Annotated in this window: 22 protein-coding genes, 1 tRNA gene and 1 pseudogene; 19 read left to right on the forward strand and 5 right to left on the reverse strand. The window is 51.1% G+C overall.

Annotation, left to right across the window (positions count from 1 at the left end; translation table 11 throughout):
• Positions 1-373: 373 nt before the first annotated feature.
• Both ACMXD4_RS08920 and ACMXD4_RS08925 read right to left on the reverse strand, forming a co-directional pair.
• Positions 374-1,588: pseudogene (locus tag ACMXD4_RS08920) on the reverse strand (IS110 family transposase).
• A gap of 249 nt (positions 1,589-1,837) precedes the next feature.
• The gene (locus tag ACMXD4_RS08925) at positions 1,838-3,436 is read right to left on the reverse strand and encodes a LysM peptidoglycan-binding domain-containing protein (RefSeq protein ID WP_415880509.1); all 1,599 of its coding nucleotides are present in this window, start codon (positions 3,434-3,436) and stop codon (positions 1,838-1,840) included.
• 85 nt (positions 3,437-3,521) lie between these two features.
• Between ACMXD4_RS08925 and ACMXD4_RS08930 the strand changes: the two genes are divergently transcribed.
• The 13 genes from ACMXD4_RS08930 (at position 3,522) to ACMXD4_RS08990 (ending at position 11,821) form a co-directional block, all read left to right on the forward strand.
• Entirely contained in the window at positions 3,522-4,244 is a 723-nt protein-coding gene (locus ACMXD4_RS08930; RefSeq protein ID WP_415880510.1) for a class I SAM-dependent methyltransferase, read from the forward strand.
• Complete coding sequence (gene rnhA / locus ACMXD4_RS08935) at positions 4,237-4,677, forward strand: ribonuclease HI (RefSeq protein ID WP_101055429.1); 441 nt, start codon at positions 4,237-4,239, stop codon at positions 4,675-4,677. Before ACMXD4_RS08930 ends, rnhA begins: the two co-directional genes overlap by 8 nt.
• A gap of 23 nt (positions 4,678-4,700) precedes the next feature.
• The gene (locus ACMXD4_RS08940) at positions 4,701-4,982 is read left to right on the forward strand and encodes a hypothetical protein (RefSeq protein WP_415880511.1); all 282 of its coding nucleotides are present in this window, start codon (positions 4,701-4,703) and stop codon (positions 4,980-4,982) included.
• A gap of 22 nt (positions 4,983-5,004) precedes the next feature.
• On the forward strand, positions 5,005-5,247 hold the full coding sequence (locus ACMXD4_RS08945; RefSeq protein WP_230410249.1) for a GIY-YIG nuclease family protein: 243 nt from the start codon (positions 5,005-5,007) through the stop codon (positions 5,245-5,247).
• Between the two features lie 131 nt (positions 5,248-5,378).
• Entirely contained in the window at positions 5,379-6,812 is a 1,434-nt protein-coding gene (locus ACMXD4_RS08950; RefSeq protein ID WP_415880512.1) for a hypothetical protein, read from the forward strand.
• 266 nt (positions 6,813-7,078) lie between these two features.
• A complete protein-coding gene (locus ACMXD4_RS08955) occupies positions 7,079-7,528 on the forward strand; it encodes an FMN-binding protein (RefSeq protein WP_415880513.1) in 450 nt (149 codons plus the stop codon).
• A complete protein-coding gene (locus ACMXD4_RS08960) occupies positions 7,528-8,016 on the forward strand; it encodes a hypothetical protein (RefSeq protein WP_415880514.1) in 489 nt (162 codons plus the stop codon). The genes ACMXD4_RS08955 and ACMXD4_RS08960 overlap by 1 nt, the downstream gene beginning before the upstream one ends.
• Positions 8,017-8,165: 149 nt before the next feature.
• Entirely contained in the window at positions 8,166-8,660 is a 495-nt protein-coding gene (locus ACMXD4_RS08965) for a nucleoside triphosphate pyrophosphohydrolase family protein (RefSeq protein ID WP_415880515.1), read from the forward strand.
• Between the two features lie 14 nt (positions 8,661-8,674).
• Positions 8,675-9,553 carry an NAD(P)-dependent oxidoreductase gene (locus ACMXD4_RS08970; RefSeq protein WP_415880516.1) on the forward strand — a complete coding sequence of 293 codons (879 nt, stop codon included), beginning with the start codon at positions 8,675-8,677 and terminating at the stop codon, positions 9,551-9,553.
• Complete coding sequence (locus ACMXD4_RS08975) at positions 9,553-10,335, forward strand: hydroxypyruvate isomerase family protein (RefSeq protein ID WP_415880517.1); 783 nt, start codon at positions 9,553-9,555, stop codon at positions 10,333-10,335. The genes ACMXD4_RS08970 and ACMXD4_RS08975 overlap by 1 nt, the downstream gene beginning before the upstream one ends.
• 43 nt (positions 10,336-10,378) lie before the next feature.
• A complete protein-coding gene (locus tag ACMXD4_RS08980) occupies positions 10,379-10,753 on the forward strand; it encodes a VOC family protein (protein ID WP_033155194.1) in 375 nt (124 codons plus the stop codon).
• A 5-nt stretch (positions 10,754-10,758) separates the two neighbouring features.
• Positions 10,759-11,292: a hypothetical protein gene (locus ACMXD4_RS08985; RefSeq protein WP_415880518.1), complete on the forward strand. Its 534-nt coding sequence runs from the start codon at positions 10,759-10,761 to the stop codon at positions 11,290-11,292.
• Positions 11,279-11,821 (forward strand): hypothetical protein, encoded by a 543-nt coding sequence (locus tag ACMXD4_RS08990; protein WP_415880519.1) that lies wholly within the window; start codon positions 11,279-11,281, stop codon positions 11,819-11,821. Before ACMXD4_RS08985 ends, ACMXD4_RS08990 begins: the two co-directional genes overlap by 14 nt.
• Here ACMXD4_RS08990 and trkA read toward each other — a convergent pair.
• Positions 11,818-13,173, reverse strand: a complete 1,356-nt coding sequence (gene trkA / locus ACMXD4_RS08995; RefSeq protein ID WP_205450593.1) for a Trk system potassium transporter TrkA — start codon at positions 13,171-13,173, stop codon at positions 11,818-11,820. The genes ACMXD4_RS08990 and trkA overlap by 4 nt on opposite strands.
• A 297-nt stretch (positions 13,174-13,470) precedes the next feature.
• Between trkA and secA the strand changes: the two genes are divergently transcribed.
• The 3 genes from secA to trmL all read left to right on the forward strand — a co-directional run bounded on the left by secA (position 13,471) and on the right by trmL (position 19,332).
• Complete coding sequence (gene secA / locus ACMXD4_RS09000) at positions 13,471-16,218, forward strand: preprotein translocase subunit SecA (protein WP_415880520.1); 2,748 nt, start codon at positions 13,471-13,473, stop codon at positions 16,216-16,218.
• A gap of 137 nt (positions 16,219-16,355) precedes the next feature.
• Positions 16,356-18,860, forward strand: coding sequence for a glycogen/starch/alpha-glucan phosphorylase (locus tag ACMXD4_RS09005; RefSeq protein WP_415880521.1), 2,505 nt, complete (start codon positions 16,356-16,358; stop codon positions 18,858-18,860).
• Between the two features lie 4 nt (positions 18,861-18,864).
• A complete protein-coding gene (gene trmL, locus ACMXD4_RS09010) occupies positions 18,865-19,332 on the forward strand; it encodes a tRNA (uridine(34)/cytosine(34)/5-carboxymethylaminomethyluridine(34)-2'-O)-methyltransferase TrmL (protein ID WP_171695782.1) in 468 nt (155 codons plus the stop codon).
• 12 nt (positions 19,333-19,344) lie between these two features.
• On the opposite strand, the gene ACMXD4_RS09015 is transcribed toward trmL, so the two are convergent.
• Complete coding sequence (locus ACMXD4_RS09015) at positions 19,345-19,839, reverse strand: YchJ family protein (protein WP_171695781.1); 495 nt, start codon at positions 19,837-19,839, stop codon at positions 19,345-19,347.
• A gap of 165 nt (positions 19,840-20,004) precedes the next feature.
• Here ACMXD4_RS09015 and ACMXD4_RS09020 point away from each other — a divergent pair, with 165 nt between their 5' ends.
• A complete protein-coding gene (locus ACMXD4_RS09020; protein ID WP_415880522.1) occupies positions 20,005-21,234 on the forward strand; it encodes a dicarboxylate/amino acid:cation symporter in 1,230 nt (409 codons plus the stop codon).
• Positions 21,235-21,247: 13 nt separating this feature from the next.
• On the opposite strand, the gene ACMXD4_RS09025 is transcribed toward ACMXD4_RS09020, so the two are convergent.
• Entirely contained in the window at positions 21,248-22,285 is a 1,038-nt protein-coding gene (locus ACMXD4_RS09025; protein WP_033155185.1) for a GGDEF domain-containing protein, read from the reverse strand.
• Between the two features lie 478 nt (positions 22,286-22,763).
• On the opposite strand from ACMXD4_RS09025, the gene ACMXD4_RS09030 reads away from it, so the two are divergent.
• Both ACMXD4_RS09030 and ACMXD4_RS09035 read left to right on the forward strand, forming a co-directional pair.
• A tRNA-Val gene (locus ACMXD4_RS09030) sits at positions 22,764-22,839 on the forward strand.
• Between the two features lie 656 nt (positions 22,840-23,495).
• Positions 23,496-25,646 carry an adenosylcobalamin-dependent ribonucleoside-diphosphate reductase gene (locus ACMXD4_RS09035; protein ID WP_415880523.1) on the forward strand — a complete coding sequence of 717 codons (2,151 nt, stop codon included), beginning with the start codon at positions 23,496-23,498 and terminating at the stop codon, positions 25,644-25,646.
• The last annotated feature ends 134 nt before the right edge of the window (positions 25,647-25,780 follow it).

Here is a 25,780-nt window from a genome sequence, read left to right on the forward strand (position 1 = left end):
AGCTCTTGCGCAGCGGAAATAATGCTGTGCAAAGTTTCTATATCGTCTGTTTTAATTCAATATTTTAAGTCCAATCACTATTTCTGTGGTGATGTGGCGACTGGTGTCTTCTATGCTGATCGCTTTACTGGGGCGGTTTGATCTTGCGAAGCATAAGAGTAAACCTAAATCGCTTATTTAAGTTTACCCTTGCGGCGATGAGAAAGATCTAGTGTCGTAGATCCATATTGAACTTAGGTATTTGTTGTCTGAAGCTTTAGGTAGACGGATGGCCGGCTTCAATCATCACTTTACTCTGAAAGATCCGCTGTGCGGGAGGCGAGCGGCGGCATGGCCTTAACCGACCACGATTGTCCTTGGACTTATCCAGCCGTCAGACTGCGATATAGCCGAATTGAATGAGCTTTTTGATCCAGCGCGGTGCATTGCGCTGGACAGACAGTGCTTCGTAATCCGTTTGGGCATCCCGGTAATAATCGCCCCGCTGGATCAACAAAAACACGGTTTTCAACAATTTGTGGGCAATGGCGAAGATGGCGCGCTTTCGCCCGCGTCGAATCAGCAAGCCCTTGAACTTGTCTTGCAAGCCGCATCGGGTTCGACTGGCCGCGTTGGCCGCTTCGCATAAGATACGCCGTAGATAAGGATTGCCCTTGCGCGCCCGCGCCGATTTGCGCTTACCCGCCGATTCATTTTGACCGGGACAGACACCGGCCCAGGAGGCCAGTTTGGCCGGCGAGCCGAAGGCCGCCATGTCGTCGCCGATTTCGACCAGGATCATCGCGGCACTGAACTCATCAATGCCCGGTAGCGTTTGCAGGTTTTGCACTATCGTTTGGTAGGGGCTCAATTGACCGAGTAGCGTTTGCCGAAATCGAAGGATGCGGGCGTCCAGTTCCTCGAGGTGCGCCATCAGTTCCTGAATCACGAAACGGTGGCTGTCCGATCAATCGCCTTCCAGCGCTTCCCGTAACTCATCGGGCGAGGCCTTGAGCCTGGGGTCGGCATAGGCCAATAGTTGCTCGGGCGTTTCGCCGGCTAATAGCCCCTTGATCATGGCTTGGGCGGATTTGCCGGACAAATCGCTGACGACCACGGACAGCCGTATGCCGGCCTCGGTCAATAGTTTGTGCAGTCGGTTTCGCTCGCCGGAGGCGATGCCGGGCAGCTTTTGCAGTTGCCGGGCAATCAGTCGGTACTCGCGAAAATGCCGAGGCGGCACGAAGCCGCCACGCAGCAAACCGCTACGGGCCAGAATCGCCAGCCATTGCGCGTCATTGATATCGGTTTTGCGGCCCGGCACTGGTTTGACATGGCGGGCGTTGACCACCGCCAATTTCAAACCATGCCACTCTAAAGCCGCATAAGGACTCTTCCAGTAAATCCCGGTGCTCTCCATCACCACAAGGTCCGGCTGAAACGACGCCACCCACGCCGCCATCTCGCGCCGATCCCGTTTAAAACCGCCGAACTCGCGAATTTCGGTCACGACCTCGCCCTGGTCGTTTTCAGATAACACACAGACAGTGAGCTTGGCTTGGTGAACATCCAAGGCCACCACGCAACGATAAACCGCCGATAATTCCATCAGAACCTCCCAGGGTATACACTTGATATTAGGGAGGCGGCGGATGTCAGACTGAAATCACCTGCAAGCCGAAACGGCTTGAGGTCTTATTACTCTGCGATCTCTGACGATTTATGCCGGGGTACGAGTCAGTCTGACGGGTCACGTTAGGTTTCAGGATCAAGTCTCTAAAAAGTTGATCGACCTCTTTCCGCCGCCTCCCGCACAGCATCTTTCATTTGCCGAGGCGATGCAGCGGTTTCATGATCGTTAGGTAGAAGGATGGCCGGCTTCAATCATCACTTTTAGCTTAGAGCCCGGTTTGATGTCCGCCTTGTTTTTGGGAACGTTATTCCATTTGCGGAGCTCGGTGACGTTAACGTTAAATTTTTTGGAGATCTGCGCCAATGTATCGCCGGGTTTGACTGTGTAGCTGATTTGCTTGACGGAAGGCGCGGTAGATGCCACGGTTATACTGCTGCTGGTTTTCTTGATAGTCAGTTTTTGACCGGGTTTCAGAGCCGCTTTCTTGGGTAATTTATTCCAACTCACAATATCATCTTTATCAACAGAAAAACGTTGCGAGACATCCCATAAGGTGTCGCCTTTCTTAACCGTATATTGCTGTTTGCTTGATTGGGCGGGGGTTGGCGTGGATTGTTGTGACACTGCGGCAACAGCCGATGTGGTTGGTTCGCCTTTCTGTGAATGATAAGACACTGGAATTAGCAGGATTGTGCCTTGGGCAACCGTATCGTCGTCAAGATGATTGACATTAATAATCTCTTCTACACTGGTACTGTGTTTGCTGGCTATGCTTTTCAGCGTCTCTTTCTTGCCAACTGTATGGTGTTCCCACTTGATTCTTTCTTCGTGTGGCAGTTCAGCGAGTTTCTCTTTAAAGGAATCGGCTTTGCTTACCGGAATCAACAGATGTTGCGCGCCGTTCGGGTCGGTACTCCAGCGGTTATAGCCGGGATTGAGCTTTAAGAAGTCGTCCAGCGGGGTTTGCGCCATTTCGGCGGCTTTACCCAAATCGAGCTGCGACTTTACATCCACCAATTCAAAGTAAGGCTGATTGGCGAATTGATGCAGATTGACGTTATATTTTTCCGGATTGGCAAAGATTTTGGCGATTGCCAGCAGCCTGGGTACGTAAGCTGAGGTCTCGTTGTTCAAATCCAGAGACCAGAAGTCGGTAGGCTGTCCGCGTTCGATGTTTCTATCTACGGCGTTTTTGATATTGCCTTTGCCGGCGTTGTATGAAGCAAGCGCCAGTAACCAGTCGTTATTGAAAGTCTCGCTCAGTTCTTTCAGAAAGGTAGTGGCTGCCTGAGTCGATTGCACCACATCGCGTCGCGCGTCATACCAGCTATTCTGCTTCAACCCGTAAAGACGCCCGGTGGGCGGAATGAACTGCCAAAGACCGGATGCTTGAGCTGGCGACATTGCGTCAGGTCTGAAAGCGCTCTCAACTGCAGGTAAAAGTGCCAATTCTCCGGGGATGTTTTTCGCTTCGATTTCGTTGAGTATGAAGTATAAATAAGGCTCGGCGCGTTGTTGTACTCTGGTCAGATATTCAGGGTTTCTGAGATACCAGTTTACTTCGCGGTCGATTCTGGCATTATCGATTTCCGGTAAGGCGTAAAGAGACAGCATCCTATCCCAGATGGTGGCGTGCTCTTTTGCTTCTACCTGTTTGTTATGGATTTTTCCGGCATTGCCATTCCGGGTAAATACGGAAAACTTGCTAGTTGATGATTGGCTTAGATGGTCTTTTTGCGCATGTTGGCTACAACCGGTTGCCAGCAAAATAGGTAGTAGATAAGACAGATGACGGCCTGATTTTTTGGAAATTGAGCGGGGCATTGTCTGAACTCGCTAAAATAAAAAAATTAGATCCTAGCATGGCTTTCTAAAATAGCCAAAAAAACATACCCTTAGCGGCGGTTAAATGAAGAGACAATTTCTGTTTGCGTTGTACCAAACCCCAAGGGGTAAGCTACTGCAAACCATGGAGGCCAACTATCTGCGAAGATCAATAACGGTGAGTTGTAAACAACAACAACTCCAGATCGGTGGCTTAGGTTGGGAAAATGAGTTCGTCGATTTTTCCTTGTATAAGAATTATCTAATTCTGGACGGCAAGGCCTTGGGTGATGCTGGCGCGTTGAAGGTGACTGCTAAGGCATTCAACTTGCCTATTCAAACTGAATCGATGGATTTAGTCATACTTCCGCACATTTTGGAGTTCGATGCGCGTCGATTTCAAACCCTACGCGAAGTCAATCGCGTGTTAAAACCGGGTGGCGAATTGGTCATGTTGAATTTCAATCCGTTCAGTATGTCGGTACGTTTTCAGTTTTTATGGGACTGGAAGCTTGCGGAATCCTGGCGGGCGCATTTGATTACCAAAGCACGGGTATTGGATTGGTTGAAACTGATGAATTTCGAATTGTTAACGACTGCCGAGTTTGGGCTAGACAGTTACACCATTGCTCACGGTAAATTCGAGTTCAGCTTTGCGTCTTTGTTTGCGATGGCTTACGGCATTAAGGCGGTGAAAAGGCAATACACATTGATTCCTTTGACTGCGGCACAGCAACGCCGCACCAATTTAGCTGCGGTTGGATTGGGATTGAAATCGAACTTACATAGAAAGGTGGGCCATGACTGAAGTCATTATTTATACGGATGGTGCATGCAAGGGCAACCCTGGGCCAGGAGGTTGGGGCGTGCGCTTGGAATACCGAAATAAAGAAAAGGAGCTATGCGGCGGTGAACCTGAAACGACGAATAACCGGATGGAATTAGTGGCCGCAATACAGGCTCTGGAAACACTAACAAAACCGTGTAGCGTCAAATTGCACACTGACTCTAAATATGTTTTGCAAGGTATTACCGAATGGATGGCTAATTGGAAAAAGCGGGCATGGAAAACCGCGGCAAATAAACCAGTGAAAAACGAAGATTTATGGCGACGTTTGGATGCTGCTATCCAGCGTCACAACATCGATTGGATATGGGTGAAGGGACATGCCGGGGATGTCGGTAACGAGCGTGCCGATCAGTTGGCCAATCTGGGAATCGAGCGCTTGTCTCGCCGATAAATCACTTAAAATCAGGAAAATACATGTTAGGTTCGATAGCTGCTGCGTTAGTCGGCATTTGGTTTTACAACACGGCGGCACGCTCAAGTCGTCCGCCAATCTCATGGGCGGTGTCGGGTGTGGTGGTGTATTTTTTGGCGGCACTGCTCTGTACTTTGGCTATTACACCAAGTGTCAAAGATGCTGCAAGTCACAGCCAAAGTGCCGCGCTGATCTTCATCGTTCGCTATGCCTATATCGGGTTTGGCGTATTGGTAGCGGTTTTGTTGAACAGTTGGTTGAATAAATCCACCGACTCTGAATAGTGCGCCAGTGTCGAATTGGTCGGTGTATATCATTCAGTGTGATGACGGTAGTCTGTATACCGGAATCAGTACCGATGTTGAAAGACGTTTCCGCCAGCATCTGATGCAAAAAGGAGCCAAATACTTTAGAAGCCGTCAACCTCGGCAATTGGTGTTTGTCGAAGCGGGACATGATCGTGTTTCTGCCTCAAGAAGGGAAGTGTTCATCAAAAAAATGAAACGTACTGAAAAACTTCATCTTATCGCAATGTGTAGCTGCTTATAGCGGCCGAATTGGATGGGAGTCAATATTTTGGGGATAGCTATTTTTTTTCGTAATGCGGATAGATTTGAGAATGATTTGCATTAGTTGTTGTGGGGGTTTTATACTCGAGTCTCAAATTCTTGGAGACCGATATGAAGCCATTAAACTCAAAACTTAGCGCCGCGATTTCGGCGATTGTCGTCAGTGCCGGGGTAAACGCTGCGGGAATTCCCGCCGAAAAGCCGCAGACCATGGATGAAATGTGGAAGATCATTCAGGCTCAGCAGCAGCAGATTGACAGCATGACCAAAAAGCTGGAAGCGGTCGCGCAAAAGGCGCCCACCGGTGAAGTCAGCAATTTGGAGCGTAAAACCAATGTATTGACGGAAGAAGTGGAAAAGCTGCGTACCGAGTTGGTGGTGCCGGAAAAAGTTGAATACAAAAGTGCATACGGTTTAGGTCCTGCCGCCTCGAAGGTGTATCAAGTAGGCAAGGGTCTGTCCTTAGGTGGCTACGGTGAGGCCAATTATCAGGCGCGAGTTGATGATCAGGGCGGGCGTAATGCGACAACCGGCACCGTCAATAATCCGGACAACACAGATTTCGAACGACTAGTCATTTACGCGGGTTATAAGTTCACTGACAGCATACTGTTCAACAGTGAAATAGAGTTCGAACATTCCTCGACCGGCAATAACGGATCGGGTAGCACGGGCACCGTGTCCGTTGAAATGGCCTCCTTGGATTTCTTCATCGACCCGCTGGTCAACGTCCGGGCCGGGATGGTGTTAATGCCGATGGGCTTTATCAACCAGATACATGAGCCGCCGTTTTTCTTCGGTAACAATCGCCCGGAAGTCGAAAGACGCATTATTCCCAGCACTTGGCGTGAAAACGGTGTGGGGTTATTCGGTGAATTGTTGCCGGGTCTGACCTACACAACCTATGTGGTTAACGGTATGAACGCTAAGAATTTTGGCGCTGACGGCATTCGTAGCGGCCGGCAATCAGGAGGACAGGCGTTGGCGGAAGATTTGGCTTATGTCGGTCGCGTGGACTATGCGCCGCCGATGTTGCCTGGCGTCATGGTGGGCGGCTCGGCGTATGTCGGTAATTCCGGGCAGAATCAGCTGTATAACGGGCGGCAACTCGAAGTAGCAACGCAACTTTACGAAGCCCATCTGCAATGGAAATACCGTGGCCTGGAATTTCGTACCTTGGGTTCCTGGGGGCATATCGGCGATGCAGCCTTGCTGAGTGTTGCCAATGCTAAAAGTATCGGTGAAGAAAACTATGGTTGGTACAGTGAAGTTGGTTACGACATATTGCCGCACTTTGCGCACGATACAACCCAATATTTGGCTCCTTTCGTACGTTACGAGCGTATGGATACTGTTGCTACTGCTTCGACATGCGCAAACGCCATTTGTCGAGACGATTTGACCAGGGATGTCGAAATCTACCAAGTCGGCCTCAACTACAAGCCCATTCCGAATGTCGTGATCAAAGCCGATTACCGTAATTTCACCCAAAAGTCGGGCACGTCTCCGGACGATTTCAACTTGGGTGTGGGCTTTATTTTCTAAAGCGGCTGTCTAGTTGCGTGTTAAGCCCCGCCGTTTCATGCGGCGGGGTACATCGTTATATAATGCGGCCGCATAAATTGCTTATGCGCGTATCGGCTTGGCAAATTGTTTGCCGGTCTCTATCATAGCCGCCGTATTGTTCACTCCCTGGATTTTTCCCACTCATGCTGATTTCAAAAACTCGTCGGCTTATGCTGACGCTGCTGGTTTTTTGTTTAACGAGCGTAAACCTTGTCGCCGCTGTGTTTTACAGCAAGGTCGAAGCGATGAAGCTGGCCTTCGGCGACGACGCTACTGTGGAAATGCAATCGCTGTTTCCCACGCCGGAGGAAGTCGCGCAGATCGAACAACTTGCGAAGGTCAAGTTGGAATCCAATCTGTTCAGCTTTTATGTGGGTAAGAAGCAAGGCGCCGTGATTGGCTATGCCGCGATTGAGGCCCACACTGTCAGAACTAAACCGGAAACCTTGCTGGTGGTACTAACGCCGGATGGCAAATTGCGTAACGTCCATACATTGGCGTTTCATGAGCCGCCGGAATATCAACCGCCGGAACGCTGGATGGCCTTGCTGGCTAATCATTCCATCGAAGAGTTGAGCCTGAATCAGGATATACAGGGTGTGGCGGGGGCAACGCTCAGCACCCGAGCCGCAATTAACAGCGCGCGCAAGGTATTGGCGATTTATCAAGTTCTCATCCAAAACAAGCCCAAATAATGCGTTTCTTTGTAACCGGCGAGCAGAATCGCCAGCTGTTGATCAACTCTTTGATCTTGATGTTCTTGGCCTATGTGGCCTTATTGTGGATCAGCAATGGTCTGATGTATTTCCATAAAATGAATCTCACCCCGGAGTCGGTAGTTTCGTATTACTCGGGAAACGAGCAAGAGTTTAACGAACCGAAAAGCTATCAAAGCCTACTGGAAGTCAGTCATTTTCATTTGTTTGCTATGGGGATGTTGGTATTGACGCTGACGCATCTGATGCTGATGACCTCGTTGCCGACTCTGATGAAAGTCTGGATCAGCGCAATCGTTTATGCCGCGGCAATTGCCGATGAAGCGGCGGGTTGGTTGGTGCGTTATGTCGATCCGGCTTTTGCTTATTTCAAAATAGCCGCGTTTTTATTATTGGAAACATCCTTGTTCCTATTGATCGTCATAGTCAGTTTGTCGTTGATTGAATCGCGCCGGCAACTGCGTTAAAACCGATTTCCCTATTGCCCTAGTTGGTTCATTGGCGCATTCTCCGACTGCGCTGATGTCCAAAAATGGCTAGGTCGTTGACTGCAGATGTTGTCCCGCGCCGCGCCATTATTCCCCGAATTCTTTAAATCCAAGCCCGGAGTAGAATCATGAACAAACATTTACAACAAGTTAGAGATTTTCACCGGAAATTCGCTATCAAACAGCCCGACGATGGCGAAATCGGGCATTTGTCCGACATGGATATTGTGATGCGCCAAGCGCTATTATTGGATTGCGGTAGCGAGACCTTTAAAGCCATTGCCAGCGGCGACCTCATCAAAATTTTGGCTGGGCTGGTGGATTTATCCTTTAATGCGCTGGCGGCTATCGCGAGCCGGGGCGATGAGGTGGTCAGTGTGTCTGCTAATTGGCGGCAAGATGGTTCAGTGCTGTCAGTGATGCGGGTGCTGTCCGAGAAAATCAACCTATGTACTTCCGGCGAGACCGTGCATTATTCCGGCTTATATGCGATTTGCGTGCATTTGTCCCAGCGTTTTGTCAATGCTGATTTCGACGAAGCTTTTCAAATCGTCTATCAACATCTGATGAGCGGGCGCGGCGATGCCGAGCGTTTGGATTTAAGCCCGGCGCTATTCGAATAACAGCGAGCGTCATTATGGCAGAACAACACTACACGCTCGGTTTCGTCGGCATAGGCTTGATGGGGCAACCGTTGACATTGCGGCTTTTGGACTCGGGTTTTCAGGTGAATGTCTGGAATCGCACTACCGCCAAATTGGCTGTGGTGGCGGGTGCCGGTGCTAAGGTCTGCGGCAGTGTCAGTGAATTGGTAAAAACCTCCGATGTGGTGATTTTGTGCCTGGCCGACACCATGGCCGTTGAAGCGGTGGTGTCGGAGCAAATTATCGCCAACGGCGCTGCCGACAAATTGTTGATTGATTTATCCAGCATTCATCCGGAAGCTACTCGGCGCATGGCATCTCAATTGCGGGCTGCTTGCGGCATGCGCTGGGTCGATGCGCCGGTATCCGGTGGCACGGCCGGGGCAGAGCAGGGTAGTTTGGCGATTATGGCCGGCGGTGCGGAACAAGACATTCAAATTGCCCGTGAAGTATTGCGGCCGCTGTATAGCCGGTTAACGCATATGGGGGCGGTCGGCAGTGGTCAAACCACTAAAATTTGCAACCAGATGATCGTTAGTTGCAATGTGCTGGTAATCGCGGAAATGATGGCGCTGGCCAATTCGGCCGGCGTCGATGCTGCAAAAATTCCGGAAGCGCTGGCCGGCGGCTTTGCCGATTCCAAGCCACTGCAAATCGTCGGCCCGGAAATGGCGGATCAGCGTTTCGAACCGGTGAAGTGGCGCGTGAAAACCTTATTGAAAGATTTAAATATGGCTGTCGATTTAGCGGGCAAGCAGGGCAGTGCGATACCCATGTCGGGCTTGGCGGCGCAACTGATGCAATTGCACGGCAGCAGCGGCTTTTTAGAACAAGATCCCTCGACGCTTATCAAGCTTTACAGTCAAGACTGATGCTGCGTTTTACCGCCAATCTGAGTTTATTATTTACCGAGTTGCCCTTGCCTGCACGGTTTCAGACTGCTAAACAGCACGGTTTCGCTGCGGTGGAAATCCAGTTTCCCTACTCGCTGCGAGTCGAACAAATTGGCGACCTATTAGAGCAACAGGATTTAAAGCTGGTGCTGTTCAATGTCGATGCCGATACCTTGCTGCAGGGCGGCGAGGGTTTGGCGGCAGTTCCGGAAAAACGCGATCAATTTAAAGCCGCGGTGGAGCAGACGCTGGCTTATGCCAAACGATTAAAGCCCCGCGTTATTAACGTGTTACCGGGTCGCTGTTTCGACCCACAACGCTTGGGCGAATATCAAACTACCTTTTGCGAGAATCTGGCTTACGCCGCCGGAGCGTTTGCCGAGTTGGGTATCAAAACCGTATTCGAGGCGGTCAATAGCCACGACATGCCAGGTTTTATCGTCGACACCGGCGACAAAATGCTGGATGTGCTCAAGCAAATCGATCATCCAAACTTATTCATGCAATACGACATTTATCACATGAGCCGGATGGGCGAAGATTGTGCCGGATTTTTGCGCCAACATACGGATAGAATCGGGCATATTCAATTTGCCGACTCTCCAGGCCGCGGCCAGCCCGGCACGGGTGTTGTGGATTTTAAAACCTTGTTCGAGATTATCGCCACGTCGGACTATCAAGGTTGGGTCGGTGCCGAGTACCGGCCGACGATTGAGACCGCTGCCAGTTTGGCTTGGTTGAAAACCTACGCGGTGAAATAATCGGGCGGTATAATCTCGCTGCCTTACTCACCTGTTGATTGCCATGTCCAAACATAATTTCACGATACATCACGCCAGTTTGATCGTCTCCGATACCGAGCAATCGCTGCTTTTTTACCGCGATGTGTTAGGAATGGAGCAGACCGAACGGCCGAATCTACCGTTCCCGGGCGCCTGGCTGCAAATTGGTGCGCAGCAAATTCATTTGTTGGAATTGGAAAATCCCGATCCCACTACCGGCAGACCGGCGCATGGCGGCCGTGATCGGCATGTGGCGATGCATATCGATTCGGTTGATGCTCTACGCGAAGATCTGGAGCGGGCCGGTACGGCGTACACGCTGAGTATCTCCGGCCGTAAGGCGCTGTTTTGCCGGGATAGAGACGGCAATGCGCTGGAGTTTATCGAGCGGCCTTGAGAACCATGTTCGGACGGCTTTTTTTCGGCGGACTACTGATAGGCAGCCTGGCCATGCTGCTGTTTGTGCTGGGGTTTGTGTGTTTGCAGTTTGGCTTGGTTTTGTTGATGGGGCTGTTTTATCTGTTAGCCAGTAAAGTGATGTTGTTGGCTTTGGGTCTGCTGGCTTTGCTGAGCGTGCTGACCTTATTTAAAGCGGTTTACCGTGAGCTGCGCGGGTATTTCAGTCGCGAATCGGCGGCGGTACGGCAGCTGTTGTCTTTGCAGATTCGTCGGCAAAATATTGAGCGGCGCCAGGCTGCGGAATGCCGGCAGTTGAGCTATCTGAGCAGATTCAAGCGGCAACGCCTGCTGGTAGCCGATAACCGCAAACAGGCCAGGGCCTTGTCCGCGGCAATTGGCCATGAATTGCAAGCGGTGCGGGAGCAACTGCCGGCCGCTCGATATAAAAATCTGCGCAAAGCCTTGCGTACCTATCGTAAACAAGCCGATGCTGCGGCAATGCTGGCTTTACGCCAACAACTGCATGTCGTCGATTAGCCGTTGGCTGGGCGAAGCGCTGGCGTTTTTGCGGCGCAGTCGCGACGACAATTTGCAATGGCATTTATCCAGGCACGAAGATGTTGCCGAACTGCGGCAAACCAAGGCGCTGGCGGAACAGGCCTTGGTGGCGCAACTGAAAAAACAGTCGCAGCAATTGGCTCACGAGCTGGCCGTCAACAAAGCCCGCAACAGCAACGAGTTGGCGATGGTGAAAACCCAATGTCAGCAGGATTTAAAAGACTATCAGCAATATCTGCAATCGCTGGATAAGCTGAAGGAGTCTTTGCGCAGTAGTTACGCACATCTACCGGAAGCGGTGGCGTTCACGATTCACCATCACGCCAAGCAGTTATTGAATCGGATGTGGGATACCCAAGAGCCGCAGGAAAAAATGAAGATTGAAATGCAGTTGTTGCAGTTCATGACAGCGGTGCATGAAGACAGCCAGGCTTCTTTGCAAGGCGAGGGAAACGACGGTTTGCCGCAACGGGCACTGGCTTTTATCGATGCGGATTTGGCGGACTAGATCGGCTGGAAATAGCCTTCAATGTCTCTAACCATTTTCTTGTTTAACGCAAACATCACCACGTGATCGCCTTCCGCGAATACGGTGTCGTGATGCACCGGAATCACTTCCTTTTCGCGAATCAGCGCGCCTAATATCACGCCGTCCGGTAAATTGACCTGGTCTACCCGTAAGCCGACCACTGAGCTGGAGTTCTTGCTGCGGTGAGCAATCGCTTCGATCGCTTCCGCACTGCCGCCGCATACCGAGCTGACGCCGACCACGTCGCCTTTACGTACGTGTTTGAGGATGCCGCCCAAGGTTTCCAGTTTCGGTTGAATCGCCAGATCGATTTCGGTGCCGTCCAACAACTTTAGGTAGGAATTATTGTTAATCAGGCAGATTGCCTTTTTGGCGCCGAGTTTTTTCGCCAGACCGGCGGCAATCAGGTTGATGCCGTCGTTATTCGTAATCGCGCAGAACAGATCGATGTCTTCGATCATTTCTTCCTGCAGTAGCGATTCGTCGGTACAGTCGCCATGCAAAATTAAGGTGTTACGCAAATCGTTGGCGATTTCCCGCGCTCGCTCGATGTCTTGCTCGATGACTTTGACGTGGTAGTTTTTTTCCAAGGCAATGGCCAGCCGCTTGCCGACGTGGCCGCCGCCGGCCAACATAATGGTTTTGATCGGCGATTCCAGTTTATGTAGATCCACCAGGGTTTTACGGACCTTATCGCGCGGGCAGACAAAAAATACTTCATCGCCGGTGGCAATCACCGCCTCGCCGTTTACCGCGATGGCTTTGCCGTCGCGGAAGATCGCCGCGACCCGGATCATACTGTCGGCCAGTTTTTCTTTGACGGCGTGGATGCGTTTGCCTGTCAGAAAGCCGGTCGGTACCACGCGAATCGAAAACAGCCTGACCAAGCCGTCGGCAAACTCGGACACATGCAGCGCGCCGGGGTATTTGATCAGATTGTGGATGGATTCGGTGACAACCTGCTCAGGGCTGATGACAATATCAATGCCGCCCGGCGCAAATAATTCCGGATGGTTGAGAAAGTCGATGGCGCGCACCCGGGCGATGGTTTTGGGTTTGCTATACAGGGTGTTGATCACCTGACAGGCCAGCATATTGGTCTCGTCGCGGTCGGTCACGGCAATCACCATGTCGGCGTCCTGAATTCCGGCTTGTTCCAGCACGCTGGGATGGGCAGCGTTACCTTCGACAGTGGCTATATCCAGGCGGCCTTTTAATGCGGTGAGCAAGTGGGCATTTTTATCGATAACGACAATATCGTTTTCTTCACTGGCCAATGCGCCGGCAACCGAAGAGCCGGTCACACCGGCACCGAGAATCACTATTTTCATAAATTGTTAAAGCCAGTAATGATGTCGAATGCTTGCCGCCACAAGGGCCGAAGCCGGCGAATTATACGCTGATCGATAGGCTTGTCCATGTTCCAGAGAGTGCTAACTTTGCGGCGATGGAAATCGCCGGATGATGCCGTTAGGCTGCGGCTGCCAAGCAAAAATCCTGTTTTAAATAGCTGATTTACAAAAACTGGCTGGTGAATAGTCTCAGCTTGCCGGGCTTGTTTTCTGGTCACAGCCGCCCCATACCGTTTATAATCGCAAACTTTGGTTCACTCTCACTCTGGAAATATCATGCTGGGTAAGCTGGTTAAATTGGTAGTTGGCAGCCGCAACGACAGGCTGGTCAAGAAGAAACGCAAGCTAGTCAAGAAAGTCAATGCTCTGGCCGCCGAATACGAAAAATTATCCGATGCGGCGTTACAAGCCAAGACGCAGGAATTTCGCGACCGCCTGGCCCAAGGCGAAAACTTAGACAATTTACTCCCAGAAGCCTTTGCCGCCGTGCGGGAAGCCTCGACCCGTGTATTTGGCATGCGTCATTTCGACGTGCAGTTGATCGGCGGCATGGTTTTGCACAGTGGCAAGATAGCCGAGATGAAAACCGGTGAGGGTAAAACCCTGATGGCGACCTTGGCCGCCTATTTGAATGCCTTGCCGGGTAAAGGCGTGCATGTGGTGACCGTCAATGATTACTTGGCCCGCCGCGACGCGGAATGGATGGGCAAATTATACGGTTTCCTGGGTTTGACCACCGGTGTCATCGTCAGCGATTTGACGCACGAGCAACGCCAGGTTGCCTATGCAGCGGATATTACCTACGGCACCAACAACGAATTTGGTTTCGATTATCTGCGTGACAACATGGCCTTCAGTCTGGAACAAAAAGTCCAGCGCGATTTGAATTTTGCCATTGTCGACGAGGTGGATTCGATTCTGATCGACGAAGCCAGAACGCCGTTGATCATCTCCGGTCAGGCGGAAGGCAGTACCGATATTTACCTGAAGACCAATCAAATCATTCCCTACCTGACCAAACAGGAAAAAGCCGACGATCCGGAGAAACAGGATCAAATGCCCGGCGATTATGCGGTCGATGAAAAATCCCGGCAGATTCATCTGACCGAAGCCGGCTATGAGCACGTCGAGCGCTTGTTGGCGGAGCACGGCTTGATAGCCGACGGCTCCACCTTATACGAAGCTGCCAATATCCGCTTGATGCACTATTTGAACGCATCGCTGCGAGCTCACGTACTGTTCCAAAAAGACGTGGATTATGTAGTGAAGGACGGTCAGGTCATCATCGTCGACGAATTCACCGGCCGGATGATGAGCGGTCGGCGCTGGTCCGAAGGTTTGCATCAAGCGATGGAAGCCAAGGAAAACGTGACTATTCAAAACGAAAACCAAACGCTGGCTTCGATTACCTTCCAGAATTATTTCCGTCTTTACAACAAATTATCCGGTATGACCGGTACTGCGGATACCGAAGCGTTTGAGTTGAACAAAATCTACGGCCTGGAAGTGGTGGTTATTCCTACCCACAGACCGATGATCCGTAAAGACAAAGGCGATTTGGTTTATCTGTCGGCGCGGGAAAAATACAACGCCGTCATCGAAGATATTAAGGATTGCGTGCAGCGCGGCCAGCCGGTGTTGGTCGGTACGACGTCGATCGAAAACTCTGAATTGATTTCCCGGATGCTGCAACAACAAAACATCCGCCATGAAGTCTTGAATGCCAAGCAGCACGAGCGCGAAGCCCACATTATCGAAAATGCCGGTATGCCGGGAGCTGTGACGATTGCTACGAATATGGCCGGTCGCGGTACCGACATCGTGTTGGGTGGCAATCTGAATGCCGAACTGGCTGCCTTGGGACCGGATGCCAGTGAAGCCGATAAAGAGCGCGTGCGTGCTGCTTGGCAGGAAAGACATGAAAAAGTCTTGGCCAGCGGCGGTCTGCATGTCATCGGTTCGGAACGCCACGAGTCGCGGCGGATCGACAACCAGTTGCGCGGCCGTTCCGGTCGGCAGGGCGATCCGGGTTCGACCCGTTTTTATCTGTCGCTGGAAGACGATTTGATGCGGATTTTCGCGTCCGAGCGCGTCGCCAGCTTGATGCAAAAACTGGGTATGGAAGAAGGCGAAGCGATTGAGCATCCTTGGGTGACTCGTTCCATCGAAAGCGCGCAACGCAAAGTGGAGAATCGTAACTTCGATATTCGCAAAGAAATTCTGGCTTACGACGACGTCGCCAACGATCAACGTAAAGTTATTTACGCGCAGCGCAATGAGTTGATGGCTGCCGAAGATATCAACGACATTATCAACGCGATACGTGCTGACGTGTTGAACGACGTCATCACCGAATACATTCCGCCGAAAACCATGGAAGAGCAATGGGATGTGCGTGGATTGGAAACCCATTTGCAGCAAGAATTTAATCTGCAGATGCCGCTAGTGGAAATGCTGGAGCACGACCGTACCCTGAATGAAGCGAAATTGCGCCGGCTGATTATCGAAAAAGCCGAGCAAGAAAGCCGCGCCCGTGAAGAGGCCGTAGGTGTGCAAGTGCTAAGGCATTTCGAGAAATCCGTGATGTTGCAAGTGCTGGATAATAGCTGGAAAGAACATCTGGCGGCGATGGACCAATTGCGCCAAGGTATTCACTTCAGAGGCTATGCGCAAAAAGATCCTAAGCAGGAATACAAGCGCGAGTCTTTCCAAATGTTTACCGGCCTGTTGACGCATATCAAACAGGAAGTGGTGGGCATACTCGCCAAGGTGCAGGTGGCGCGTGAAGAAGACGTGCAGGCGATCGATGAACAACGCCAAGCGCCGCTGGAAATGCACTACGAACACGCGGAGGCCCACTCCATTTTTGAAGAAGAGCCCGCGGCACCAGCAGCTCAGCCAGACTCAGACCCGGAGAGCGCGGAGCAGCCTTTTGTCAGGCTCGGCAACAAAGTGGGCCGTAACGACCCATGCCCCTGCGGTTCCGGTAAAAAGTACAAGCAATGCCACGGCAAATTGAACTAATGTTTAACCGCGGCGCCCCAAATCGGGTGTCGCGGCTGCCCGACAATTCGATTTAGAGGGCCTCTGGCATCGCTTTCAGCTTTGCAAAACCAGCGGCCCACGGCTTTTAATTTTCACTGTCCTCAAGGGTAAGTACTATGCCGCATAGAGTCTTTAATAAGAGTAACCCCGCCGCCGATATTACCAAGCTCCCCAAGTTGGGCATGGAAAAAAAGCATTTCATCGCCGACTTCAAACACTATTACAGTCATCGGCTCGGGCGCGATGAAAATTGCCGTTCTCCGCATTACGCCTACGAAGCCTTGTCTTTGGCGATCAGTGACCGTTTGGTCGAGCGCTGGAAGAAAACCTACAACGTCTATCGCGACTCCGATTGTAAAAAAGCCTTCTATCTGTCGATGGAGTTTTTGATGGGGCGTTCTTTGAGCAACGCCATGTTGAATCTCGGGGTTGACGATATTGTCACGCAAGCCTTGTATGATTTGGGTTTGGAAGCCGAGGAACTCATCGAGAGCGAGCCGGACGCAGGTTTAGGTAATGGCGGCTTGGGACGCTTGGCGGCGTGTTTCATCGATAGTTGCGCCACCTTGCAACTACCGGTCACGGGCTACGGTTTGCGTTACGAATACGGCATGTTTTCACAACAAATCGTCAATGGCGAGCAGGTCGAGAAACCCGATCACTGGCTGAGGATGGGCAATGTCTGGGAAATAGAACGTCCCGAATACATGCACCGCATCAAATTCGGCGGCCACACCCAAACCCACATCGACGAAAAAGGCAACAAGCGCACCAGTTGGCTGGATACCCATGATGTGATCGCCATGCCTTACGACACGCCGGTGCCTGGCTATAAAAACGGTACGGTCAATACTCTGCGCTTGTGGAAAGCCATCGCCACGGAAGAATTCAATTTGCAGGAATTCAATGCCGGTGATTACGCCGAAGCCGTGGCCGAGAAAAACACCGCCGAAAACATTACGATGGTGTTGTATCCCAACGATGCCAACGAAAACGGCAAAGCCTTGCGCCTGCAACAGCAATATCTGCTCGCCTCCGCGAGTTTGCAGGACGTCATCGCCAACTGGGTGGGGCGCCACGGTAATAATTTCAGTAAATTTGCCGAGAAAAACTGCTTTCAGCTCAACGACACTCATCCCAGCATCGCGGTGGCCGAACTGATGCGCTTGTTGATGGATATTCACGGTTTACCTTGGAAAGAAGCCTGGAACATCACGCGGCAAACGATGGCGTACACCAATCATACCTTGCTACCCGAGGCCTTGGAAAAATGGTCGGTCAATCTGATGCAGCATTTGCTGCCGCGCTTGATGGAAATTATTTTTGAAATCAACGCACACTTCATGGCTGAAGTGTCGGCGCGTTGGCCTGGCGACAATCCACGCATGGCACGGATGTCCATCATCGAAGAGGGTTATCAAAAACAGGTGCGGATGGCATTTTTGGCCATCGTCGGCAGTTTTTCGGTTAACGGTGTCGCCGAACTGCATTCCAAGCTGTTGCAGGAAGGCTTGTTTAAAGATTTTTATGAGCTCTGGCCGCAAAAATTTAATAACAAAACTAACGGTGTGACCCCCAGACGCTGGCTGGCCGGCTGTAATCCGGAATTGGCCGAGTTTATCACCGCAACTATTGGTGATGGCTGGATTACCGACCTATCTCAGCTGTCCAAATTAGCGCCTTATGCCGAGGACGCGGCGTTCAGGCAAAAATGGTACGACTTGAATCGGGCCAGCAAACAACGTTTGGTTGACTACAAAGAAGAAGAACATGACATTGAAATCAATGTCGATGCTTTGTTTGATGTGCAGGTTAAGCGTATCCACGAATACAAGCGGCAGATTTTGAATGTGTTGCATGTGATTCATCTTTATGATCGGATTAAACGTGGCGATACGCAAAACTGGGTGGATCGTTGCGTCTTGATCGGCGGCAAGGCGGCCCCTGGCTATGTCATGGCGAAAAAAATCATCAAGCTGATAAACAATGTCGGCAATGTCATTAATGAAGATCCGGAAGTAGGCAACAAGCTGAGATTGGTGTTTATGCCCAATTACTGCGTATCGGCGATGGAAAAAATCTGTCCGGGCGCGGATTTGTCGGAACAAATTTCGACTGCCGGCAAGGAAGCGTCCGGTACCGGTAACATGAAGTTCATGATGAATGGCGCGCTGACCATCGGTACCTTGGATGGTGCCAACATCGAAATTCGTGAAGAGGTCGGTGCCGACAATTTCTTCCTGTTCGGCTTGACCGAAACCGAAGTGGAGGCGATGCGGCCGCATTACGATCCGCAATGGTTCATCAATCAGGACAGCGATTTACAAGGCGTGATGCGCTTGCTGGAATGCGGGCATTTCAATCAGTTTGAGCCGGGGATTTTCGACGACATCATTGCCTCGATTAAAAGTCCGCACGATCCTTGGATGACTATCGCCGATTTTCGCAGTTATCTGGAAGCACAGAAGCGGGTCGAGCAAACTTGGCGTGATCAAGAGCGCTGGACCAAAATGAGTATTCTCAATACCGCGGCCAGCGGTAAATTTTCCACGGACCGGACGATTAGCGAATACAACCGCGAGATTTGGAAATTGTCCCCGGTGGACGTGGAAAAATACTGAAACAATGCTGGATATTGTCTTGTTCGAGCCGGAAATTCCGGCCAATACCGGCAATATCATCCGTTTATGCGCGAATACCGGTGCGCATCTGCATTTAATCCAGCCTTTGGGGTTTGATTTGGACGACAAACGTCTGCGTCGCGCCGGGCTGGATTATCATGAATGGGTGAACATCCGCCAGTACGGTTCCTTGCATGATTACGTCGAAAAAGCCAAGCCCCAACGTTTATTTGCATTAACCACCAAAGGCCACACCGGTTACAGTGAGGTACGATACAAAGCCGGAGATGCCTTGTTATTCGGTCCGGAAACCCGTGGCTTACCGGCCGCATTTCTTGGTCAACATCCGGCAGCTCTGCAACTGTATTTGCCGATGCGCAAGGAGAGCCGCAGTCTTAATCTCTCCAATACCGTGGCAATAGTGCTCTACGAAGCCTGGAAGCAATTGAATTTTGTGGATGCGGCGCGTTGACTTAGTGATAGATCAGCGCCCGCAGCAACGCTTAAATTTCTTGCCGCTGCCGCACGGACAAGGCGCGTTTTTGCCGGTATCCGTGCTTACCGCAACTTTGCCCGCGGCTTTGATGACGCCGTCCAGATAAAGCCAACGGGAATTGGATTTAACGAAGCGACTGATTTCGTGCATGAAATAGTCTTCGCCGTCTTGTCGGTAAAAAGCCTTAAACTCGACAATGCCCTTGCTGTCTTGGCCGCTGCCTTTTTTAGTGCTGACTATCGCCAGTTTTTGCCAGTGTGCGGTTTCCTTGGAAAAGTCGATGTCGGCCGGCCGTTTGCTGGTATCCCAAGTATTCAATAAATAGTCCACATCGCGCCGGGCATAGGCACTAAAACGCGAGCGCATCAAGGCTTCCGCAGTCGGCGCGTAGTGTTCGCCGCTGTGATAGCGGCCGCAGCAGTCGGCATAATCCAGGCCGGAGCCGCATAAACAAGTTTCTAGTGGGTCGGTGATTGTCGTCATAACGGCGGATTTTACCGAAATAGACAAGCCAAAAGCCAATCTTAGCCGCTCTCGGCGGAACGTATCCGCGCACTGACAGAGCTGTTAGATGATGGGGGCCGGGCTTGTTATGATAAATCTCTAAGCTTTGGGGTTTTACGATCAGCGTATTTTCAGGAGGCCGGATTGAAAGTCGCACTAAACACACAAATTTTTCTGGGTGCCGTATTCGGCGTAGCGTTGGGCATGGGATTCGCCAAATTGGGACAGGACGCCGCGCTTAGCAAACAAGGTATCTACGTTTGCGGTCTATTGAGTACTTTATTCATGGATTTGTTGAAAATGGTCTTGGTGCCTTTGGTGTTTACCTCCATTGCGGTTGGGGTGGCAAATTTGCGCATGCACGGCCAATTGCATCGAGTCTGGCTGTCTACCTTGGTTTTTTTTGTGGTCTCTATGGCTCTGGCTATCCTGCTGGGCGTGGCGGCGGCAAATATATTCGAGCCGGGAAAAGGTTTGAATCTGGACTTGTTCAATAACGCTGTTCCCAACTTCGCCGCCAAGCAAATGAGCTTGGCGCAATTTGTAGCCAGCTTTCTGCATGGCTTGTTCGTTAACCCGTTCGCGGCACTAGCACAGGCCAATATCCTGGCAATCGTGATGTTTGCACTGTTGTTGGGGATTGCTTTGGTAGTGGGAGGGGATCGTTATCGCAATATCTTGCTGCTGTTGCAGGAAGGCTTGGAGTTGATGCTGCGCTTGGTCGGCTGGATCATGCGGCTGGCGCCGCTGGGCATCATGGCTTTGCTGGCGCAGTTGCTGGCGACGCAAAATCTGGCCTTGTTAAGCAGTTTGGCGGAATTTGTCGCGGTGGTCATTGGTACCACTTTGCTGCATGGCTTGGTCGTGTTGCCTTTGTTGTTAGGTATAGTTGCCAAGGTTTCGCCGCTGAAGTTTTTTCGGGGCGCCAGGGAAGCCTTAATCACCGCATTTGCCACCAGTTCCAGCTCTGCCACATTGCCCGTCACCTTGCGTTGCGTTGAACAGCATTTGCACGTCAAACCCGGTATTGCCGGTTTCGTGGTGCCGCTGGGTGCCACGGTCAATATGGACGGCACCGCGCTCTACGAAGCTGCCGCTGCGTTATTTGTCGCGAATTTAGCCGGCATAGAGCTGGATTTGGCGCAACAATTGATCGTGTGTTTTACCACGATGATCGCCGCCATGGGCGCGCCGGGCATCCCCAGTGCCGGCATGGTGACCATGATGATGGTGTTGCAATCGGTTGGTCTCCCGACCGAAGCCATTGCGATACTGTTACCCATAGACCGCATACTGGATACGGTGCGGACCATGGTCAACGTAGAGGGCGATATGGTGGGTTGCTTAGTGGTACAGCGCTTGACGGATCGCTAGTTTTTTCTGCGGTTTATGAATGGATTACCCGATTGCGGCCGCTTTGCTTGGCTTTATACAAGGCGTTATCTGCGCGGACGATAAAGCTTTCTGGATTATCGCCGGATTGCAATCTGGCAACGCCTATCGACAAGGTGATTTTGCCCAGCGACTGGTTGTCGTTTTTGCGTTGCAAGCGGCTGGCTGCCATCGCGGTGCGAATATTTTCGGAGATTTCTACCGCCTTTTCGTGGCTGGTGTTGGGCATGATAATCGCCAGTTCCTCACCGCCGTAACGCGCAACGTGATGATGTTCCTCGGCGTGTTTCTTCATTAAATTTGCTACATATTTAATGACATTGTCGCCGATAGTGTGGCCGTAAGTGTCGTTAATGCGTTTGAAATGGTCTATGTCCAGCATCGACAGGCACGCGGTATCGGGTGCGGATTGTTCGATGATTTCGGCCAGGGTCATGTCGAATGCGCGCCGATTCAACAAGCCGGTTAAACCGTCGGTGGTAGCGATTTGTCTGGCTTGAGCCAGCTCGGTGCGCAATTGCTCCATTTCTTGGTTGGCTTCGGTCAGCTTGGTTTGCATGGCCTGACTGGTCATCGCCAGCGCTTTGGTTTCCTGAATGATTTCTTCCAAGATGGTTTTCAAGCCGTCTGAAGCGGAGAAAGTTTCCAAGATGACTGATTTTTTCTGAAAGCTGTCATTGGTTTCTTCGGCCTTGTTGTAAGTTTCGTTGATCGCGCTAGTGGCTTGCTCGATAACTTTGTGCAGTTGCCGGTTGATTTGCTCGAAAGATTCCAAAGACGCATTACAAATGTGTGATTTGTAAAGCTCGACGCTGTTGTCGTAATCGAAGGCCTTGTTTTCGGCGAGCAACGAGTCGACTGCTTTGTTTAAGCTCGGGTTTCCGCCAGCCACATAGTCGTACCAAATAGCGTAGTTGATGGGATTGGCAGCAACGTTATGACGCATCAATAATGGCAGGATTTGTTTTAGATGGCCGGCGTTAACGCTCGGCGAGAAATCGTAAATCGGTATGTAAGTGGTGCCTTTACTCATCAGATTTTTGTCGATAAACGTATAACGGTTTAAGTACTGCTCGCGCCGGGATTGTTAACCCTGTCACTGCTTTCGATTGTTCCGTATCAATGCGCCGGGTTTAGCGCTTAGTAGAACGTGTCTTAAGGTAACTTGGATAATTGTGCTTGAAACACTATGAGCCTCCAGGCTTTCATTTTACGTAGTCATAAGCCTACATAAAGGTAACTTAAAACCGGGATTTTTCAATACATCCGGAAAATAAGCTGACGCACACAGTGTTTGCGGTTTGTGTGTAGGGGCCGGTTTTGAGGGGGTGAGTTTAATCAGTGTAATTTTTTTCTAGAAATGGTTTGCGTGTACCGGCTGTTTTTCTAATGGCTGTCCGGAGAATGCAAACTCTTGGCAACCGCACGTGTGGCACGAGTATTTGCATCGCAAAGTTAACAAAACATTTTGCAGCAGCTCCAGTTTTGGATAGAATGCGCGTCCTTTAGTCGGGTGCTTAGCCCAGCTGGGAGAGCATCGCCCTTACAAGGCGAGGGTCGGGGGTTCGAACCCCTCAGCACCCACCAGACTATCGGAGGTTAAACATATAATCTCCCACGATTCTTATTCGGTAATCTCAAGCGTCCCAATCAATACTCCTAAGGCAAGCGCTACGCCATCGTCGCAACGGATTCCTATTTTCGGCAAAATGGCAAGCTGGGTTTTGCCTTGCCATTGTTAGCTTTGCGGTTTAGCGAACTCTCCATTACTTCCAGCCCTTTGATTGGCCCAGGCCGAGCGCAACACCAGAACTGTCTGTCTTATTGACGCCATTTTCAATCCCCACGATAAACACCAAATGCAATGGCGGTCCGCTGTTGTTAGGCGCGTCCGCATTCCGGGAATAATCGGTTGATACGGCAACCTCGACTCCTCCCGCGCTTGTGTAAATCATCCGCTCAATTCGAAATCTTATGGCTAGGCCATCTAATTAGGAAATTGAAATTAAATGCCGCCGCTAACTCCTTGAGTTAAAAAACAAAGCACGCAAGTGCGGCTATTTAGTAAAAATTTCCCGCTGACAACACAATATGTTGTGCTAGAATTTCAACATAGACACTATATGCAGTATATCGCCGGACTGTATTGTTTTCGGTTTTAATCCAATAAACATCAACATCTTAGCCGTGCCGGAGCGGCGAGATAGGCCTATAACCATTCAACTAGAAAAGGGAATCCACGAATGACCGCAAAACTTCATGTTGTGACACAAGACGCCACCGAAATCCCGCTGCAAAGTGCTTCCCTGGATATTTGGGACAGCAAATACCGCTTAAAAACCAAGGATGGTAAAGCGATTGACGAAACCATTGATGACACCTATAAGCGCGTCGCCAAGGCCCTGTCTAGCGTGGAGAAAACCAAGGCGCTGCAAGAAAAACACTACAAAGAATTTCTGTGGGCCTTGCGGAAAGGTGTGATCCCGGCCGGTCGCATCACCTCCAATGCCGGTGCCTTGGATCATAAACCGGCCACCTCCACCATCAACTGCACCGTGTCCGGCATCATTGAAGATTCGATGGACGACATTTTGCACAAGGTTCACGAAGCGGGTCTGACCCTGAAAGCCGGTTGCGGCATCGGTTACGAATTTTCGACATTACGGCCGCGAGACGCTTATGTATCCGGCGCCGGCGCCTATACCTCCGGCCCGTTGTCGTTCATGGATATTTACGACAAGATGTGTTTTACCGTATCGTCGGCCGGCGGCCGCCGTGGCGCGCAAATGGCTACCTTCGACGTCGCCCATCCGGACGTGGTGGACTTTATTCGCGCCAAGCGTGAAGACGGCCGCTTGCGCCAGTTCAATTTGTCGCTGCTGATTACCAGCGAATTCGTCGAAGCCGTTAAAAGCAACGGCCAATGGCCGCTGTCTTTTCCGGTTACCGAACGCGAAGCCAATGCCGATAAACTGGATTTAACCGATACCGACAAAATCGTCTGGCGCGATCTGCCCAATAAAAAAGGCTATGTGGTCAACGACGCCGGCTTGGTGGCTTGCCGCATCACCAAAGTCATGCCTGCGCGCCGCTTGTGGGACATCATCATGTCTTCCACCTACGATTACGCCGAACCGGGCTTTATCTTGATCGACAAAGTCAACGAGATGAACAACAACTGGTTTTGTGAGCACATCCGCGCCACCAACCCTTGCGGCGAACAACCGCTGCCGCCTTACGGCAGTTGCTTGCTGGGCTCGATCAACCTGACCCGCTTCATCGATAAACCATTCTCCAAAGAAGCCCGCTTCGATTGGGAAGCTTATCGTAAAACTATTCGTATCTTTACCCGCATGTTGGATAACGTCGTCGAGATCAACGGCCTGCCTTTGGAAAAACAGCGCGAAGAAATCATTGGCAAACGCCGCCACGGCATGGGCTATTTAGGCTTGGGTTCCACCATTACTATGTTGGGCATGAAATACGGCAACGAAGAGTCTCTGGTATTTACCGAACAAGTCACCAAAGAGTTGGCTTTGGAAGGCTGGAAAGCTGGTCTGGAACTCGCGAAAGAAAAGGGCCCAGCACCTATCATGGATCAGCTATTCACCGTCACCGGCGAAATGCTGCACAAACGCCCGGAAATGACGGCGGACGGTTACAAACTGGGCGACCAAGTGCCCGGTAAAGTGTTGCACGCCAAATACAGCCGCTACATGCAAAAAGTCGCGCAGGAACTGCCGGAATTGGTCGCGGATCTGGCGGAAGTGGGCTGCCGCTTTACCCACCACAGCTCAATCGCGCCGACCGGCACCATCTCGCTGTCCCTAGCCAATAACGCCAGCAACGGTATTGAGCCCAGTTTTGCCCATCATTACTCGCGCAACGTGATTCGCGAAGGCAAAAAATCCAAGGAAAAAATCGACGTGTTTTCCTTTGAATTGCTGGCCTACCGCGAACTGATCAACCCGCAAGCCATGCCATACAGCCAGGACCCGACTCAACAATTGCCGGATTATTTCATCGCTGCCGATGACATCAGCCCCAAACAGCATGTGGACATTCAAGCTGCTGCGCAACGCTGGATCGACTCGTCCATCTCGAAAACCGCCAACGTGCCGACCGATTATCCGTACGAAGACTTCAAGTCCATCTACGAATACGCCTATGACCAAGGCCTGAAAGGCTGCACCACTTTCCGCTTCAACCCGGAAGTGTTTCAGGGCGTGTTGGTCAAGGAATCCGACCTGGAAAACACCACCTACCAGTTCACCCTGGAAGACGGCCATGTGGTGGAATTTAAAGGCAACGAAGAAGTGGAATACGATGGCGAAACCCACACCGCTGCCAACTTGTTTGATGCTTTGAAAGAAGGCTATTACGGCAAGTTTTGATAATCAAATTATGTAGGTTGGGTTTACCTGCAGGGCATAAAAGCGCAGCGTAACCCAACATTTGGCCATTATGAGTGTTGGGTTACGGCTAGCGCCTTTTACACCCTTTGGGTGAACCCAACCTACACAGAATA

This window comes from Methylomonas sp. TEB, assembly GCF_047777895.1.
Classification (GTDB): domain Bacteria; phylum Pseudomonadota; class Gammaproteobacteria; order Methylococcales; family Methylomonadaceae; genus Methylomonas.

What these genes read in the sequence shown, in the direction of transcription:
- ACMXD4_RS08925 (WP_415880509.1), bottom strand. Translation starts at nt 3,436, where the DNA reads ATGCCCCGCTCAATTTCCAAAAAATCAGGCCGTCATCTGTCTTATCTA.
- ACMXD4_RS08930 (WP_415880510.1), top strand. Translation starts at nt 3,522, where the DNA reads ATGAAGAGACAATTTCTGTTTGCGTTGTACCAAACCCCAAGGGGTAAG.
- rnhA (WP_101055429.1), top strand. Translation starts at nt 4,237, where the DNA reads ATGACTGAAGTCATTATTTATACGGATGGTGCATGCAAGGGCAACCCT.
- ACMXD4_RS08940 (WP_415880511.1), top strand. Translation starts at nt 4,701, where the DNA reads ATGTTAGGTTCGATAGCTGCTGCGTTAGTCGGCATTTGGTTTTACAAC.
- ACMXD4_RS08950 (WP_415880512.1), top strand. Translation starts at nt 5,379, where the DNA reads ATGAAGCCATTAAACTCAAAACTTAGCGCCGCGATTTCGGCGATTGTC.
- ACMXD4_RS08955 (WP_415880513.1), top strand. Translation starts at nt 7,079, where the DNA reads ATGAAGCTGGCCTTCGGCGACGACGCTACTGTGGAAATGCAATCGCTG.
- ACMXD4_RS08960 (WP_415880514.1), top strand. Translation starts at nt 7,528, where the DNA reads ATGCGTTTCTTTGTAACCGGCGAGCAGAATCGCCAGCTGTTGATCAAC.
- ACMXD4_RS08965 (WP_415880515.1), top strand. Translation starts at nt 8,166, where the DNA reads ATGAACAAACATTTACAACAAGTTAGAGATTTTCACCGGAAATTCGCT.
- ACMXD4_RS08970 (WP_415880516.1), top strand. Translation starts at nt 8,675, where the DNA reads ATGGCAGAACAACACTACACGCTCGGTTTCGTCGGCATAGGCTTGATG.
- ACMXD4_RS08975 (WP_415880517.1), top strand. Translation starts at nt 9,553, where the DNA reads ATGCTGCGTTTTACCGCCAATCTGAGTTTATTATTTACCGAGTTGCCC.
- ACMXD4_RS08980 (WP_033155194.1), top strand. Translation starts at nt 10,379, where the DNA reads ATGTCCAAACATAATTTCACGATACATCACGCCAGTTTGATCGTCTCC.
- ACMXD4_RS08985 (WP_415880518.1), top strand. Translation starts at nt 10,759, where the DNA reads ATGTTCGGACGGCTTTTTTTCGGCGGACTACTGATAGGCAGCCTGGCC.
- ACMXD4_RS08990 (WP_415880519.1), top strand. Translation starts at nt 11,279, where the DNA reads ATGTCGTCGATTAGCCGTTGGCTGGGCGAAGCGCTGGCGTTTTTGCGG.
- trkA (WP_205450593.1), bottom strand. Translation starts at nt 13,173, where the DNA reads ATGAAAATAGTGATTCTCGGTGCCGGTGTGACCGGCTCTTCGGTTGCC.
- secA (WP_415880520.1), top strand. Translation starts at nt 13,471, where the DNA reads ATGCTGGGTAAGCTGGTTAAATTGGTAGTTGGCAGCCGCAACGACAGG.
- ACMXD4_RS09005 (WP_415880521.1), top strand. Translation starts at nt 16,356, where the DNA reads ATGCCGCATAGAGTCTTTAATAAGAGTAACCCCGCCGCCGATATTACC.
- trmL (WP_171695782.1), top strand. Translation starts at nt 18,865, where the DNA reads ATGCTGGATATTGTCTTGTTCGAGCCGGAAATTCCGGCCAATACCGGC.
- ACMXD4_RS09015 (WP_171695781.1), bottom strand. Translation starts at nt 19,839, where the DNA reads ATGACGACAATCACCGACCCACTAGAAACTTGTTTATGCGGCTCCGGC.
- ACMXD4_RS09025 (WP_033155185.1), bottom strand. Translation starts at nt 22,285, where the DNA reads ATGAGTAAAGGCACCACTTACATACCGATTTACGATTTCTCGCCGAGC.
- ACMXD4_RS09035 (WP_415880523.1), top strand. Translation starts at nt 23,496, where the DNA reads ATGACCGCAAAACTTCATGTTGTGACACAAGACGCCACCGAAATCCCG.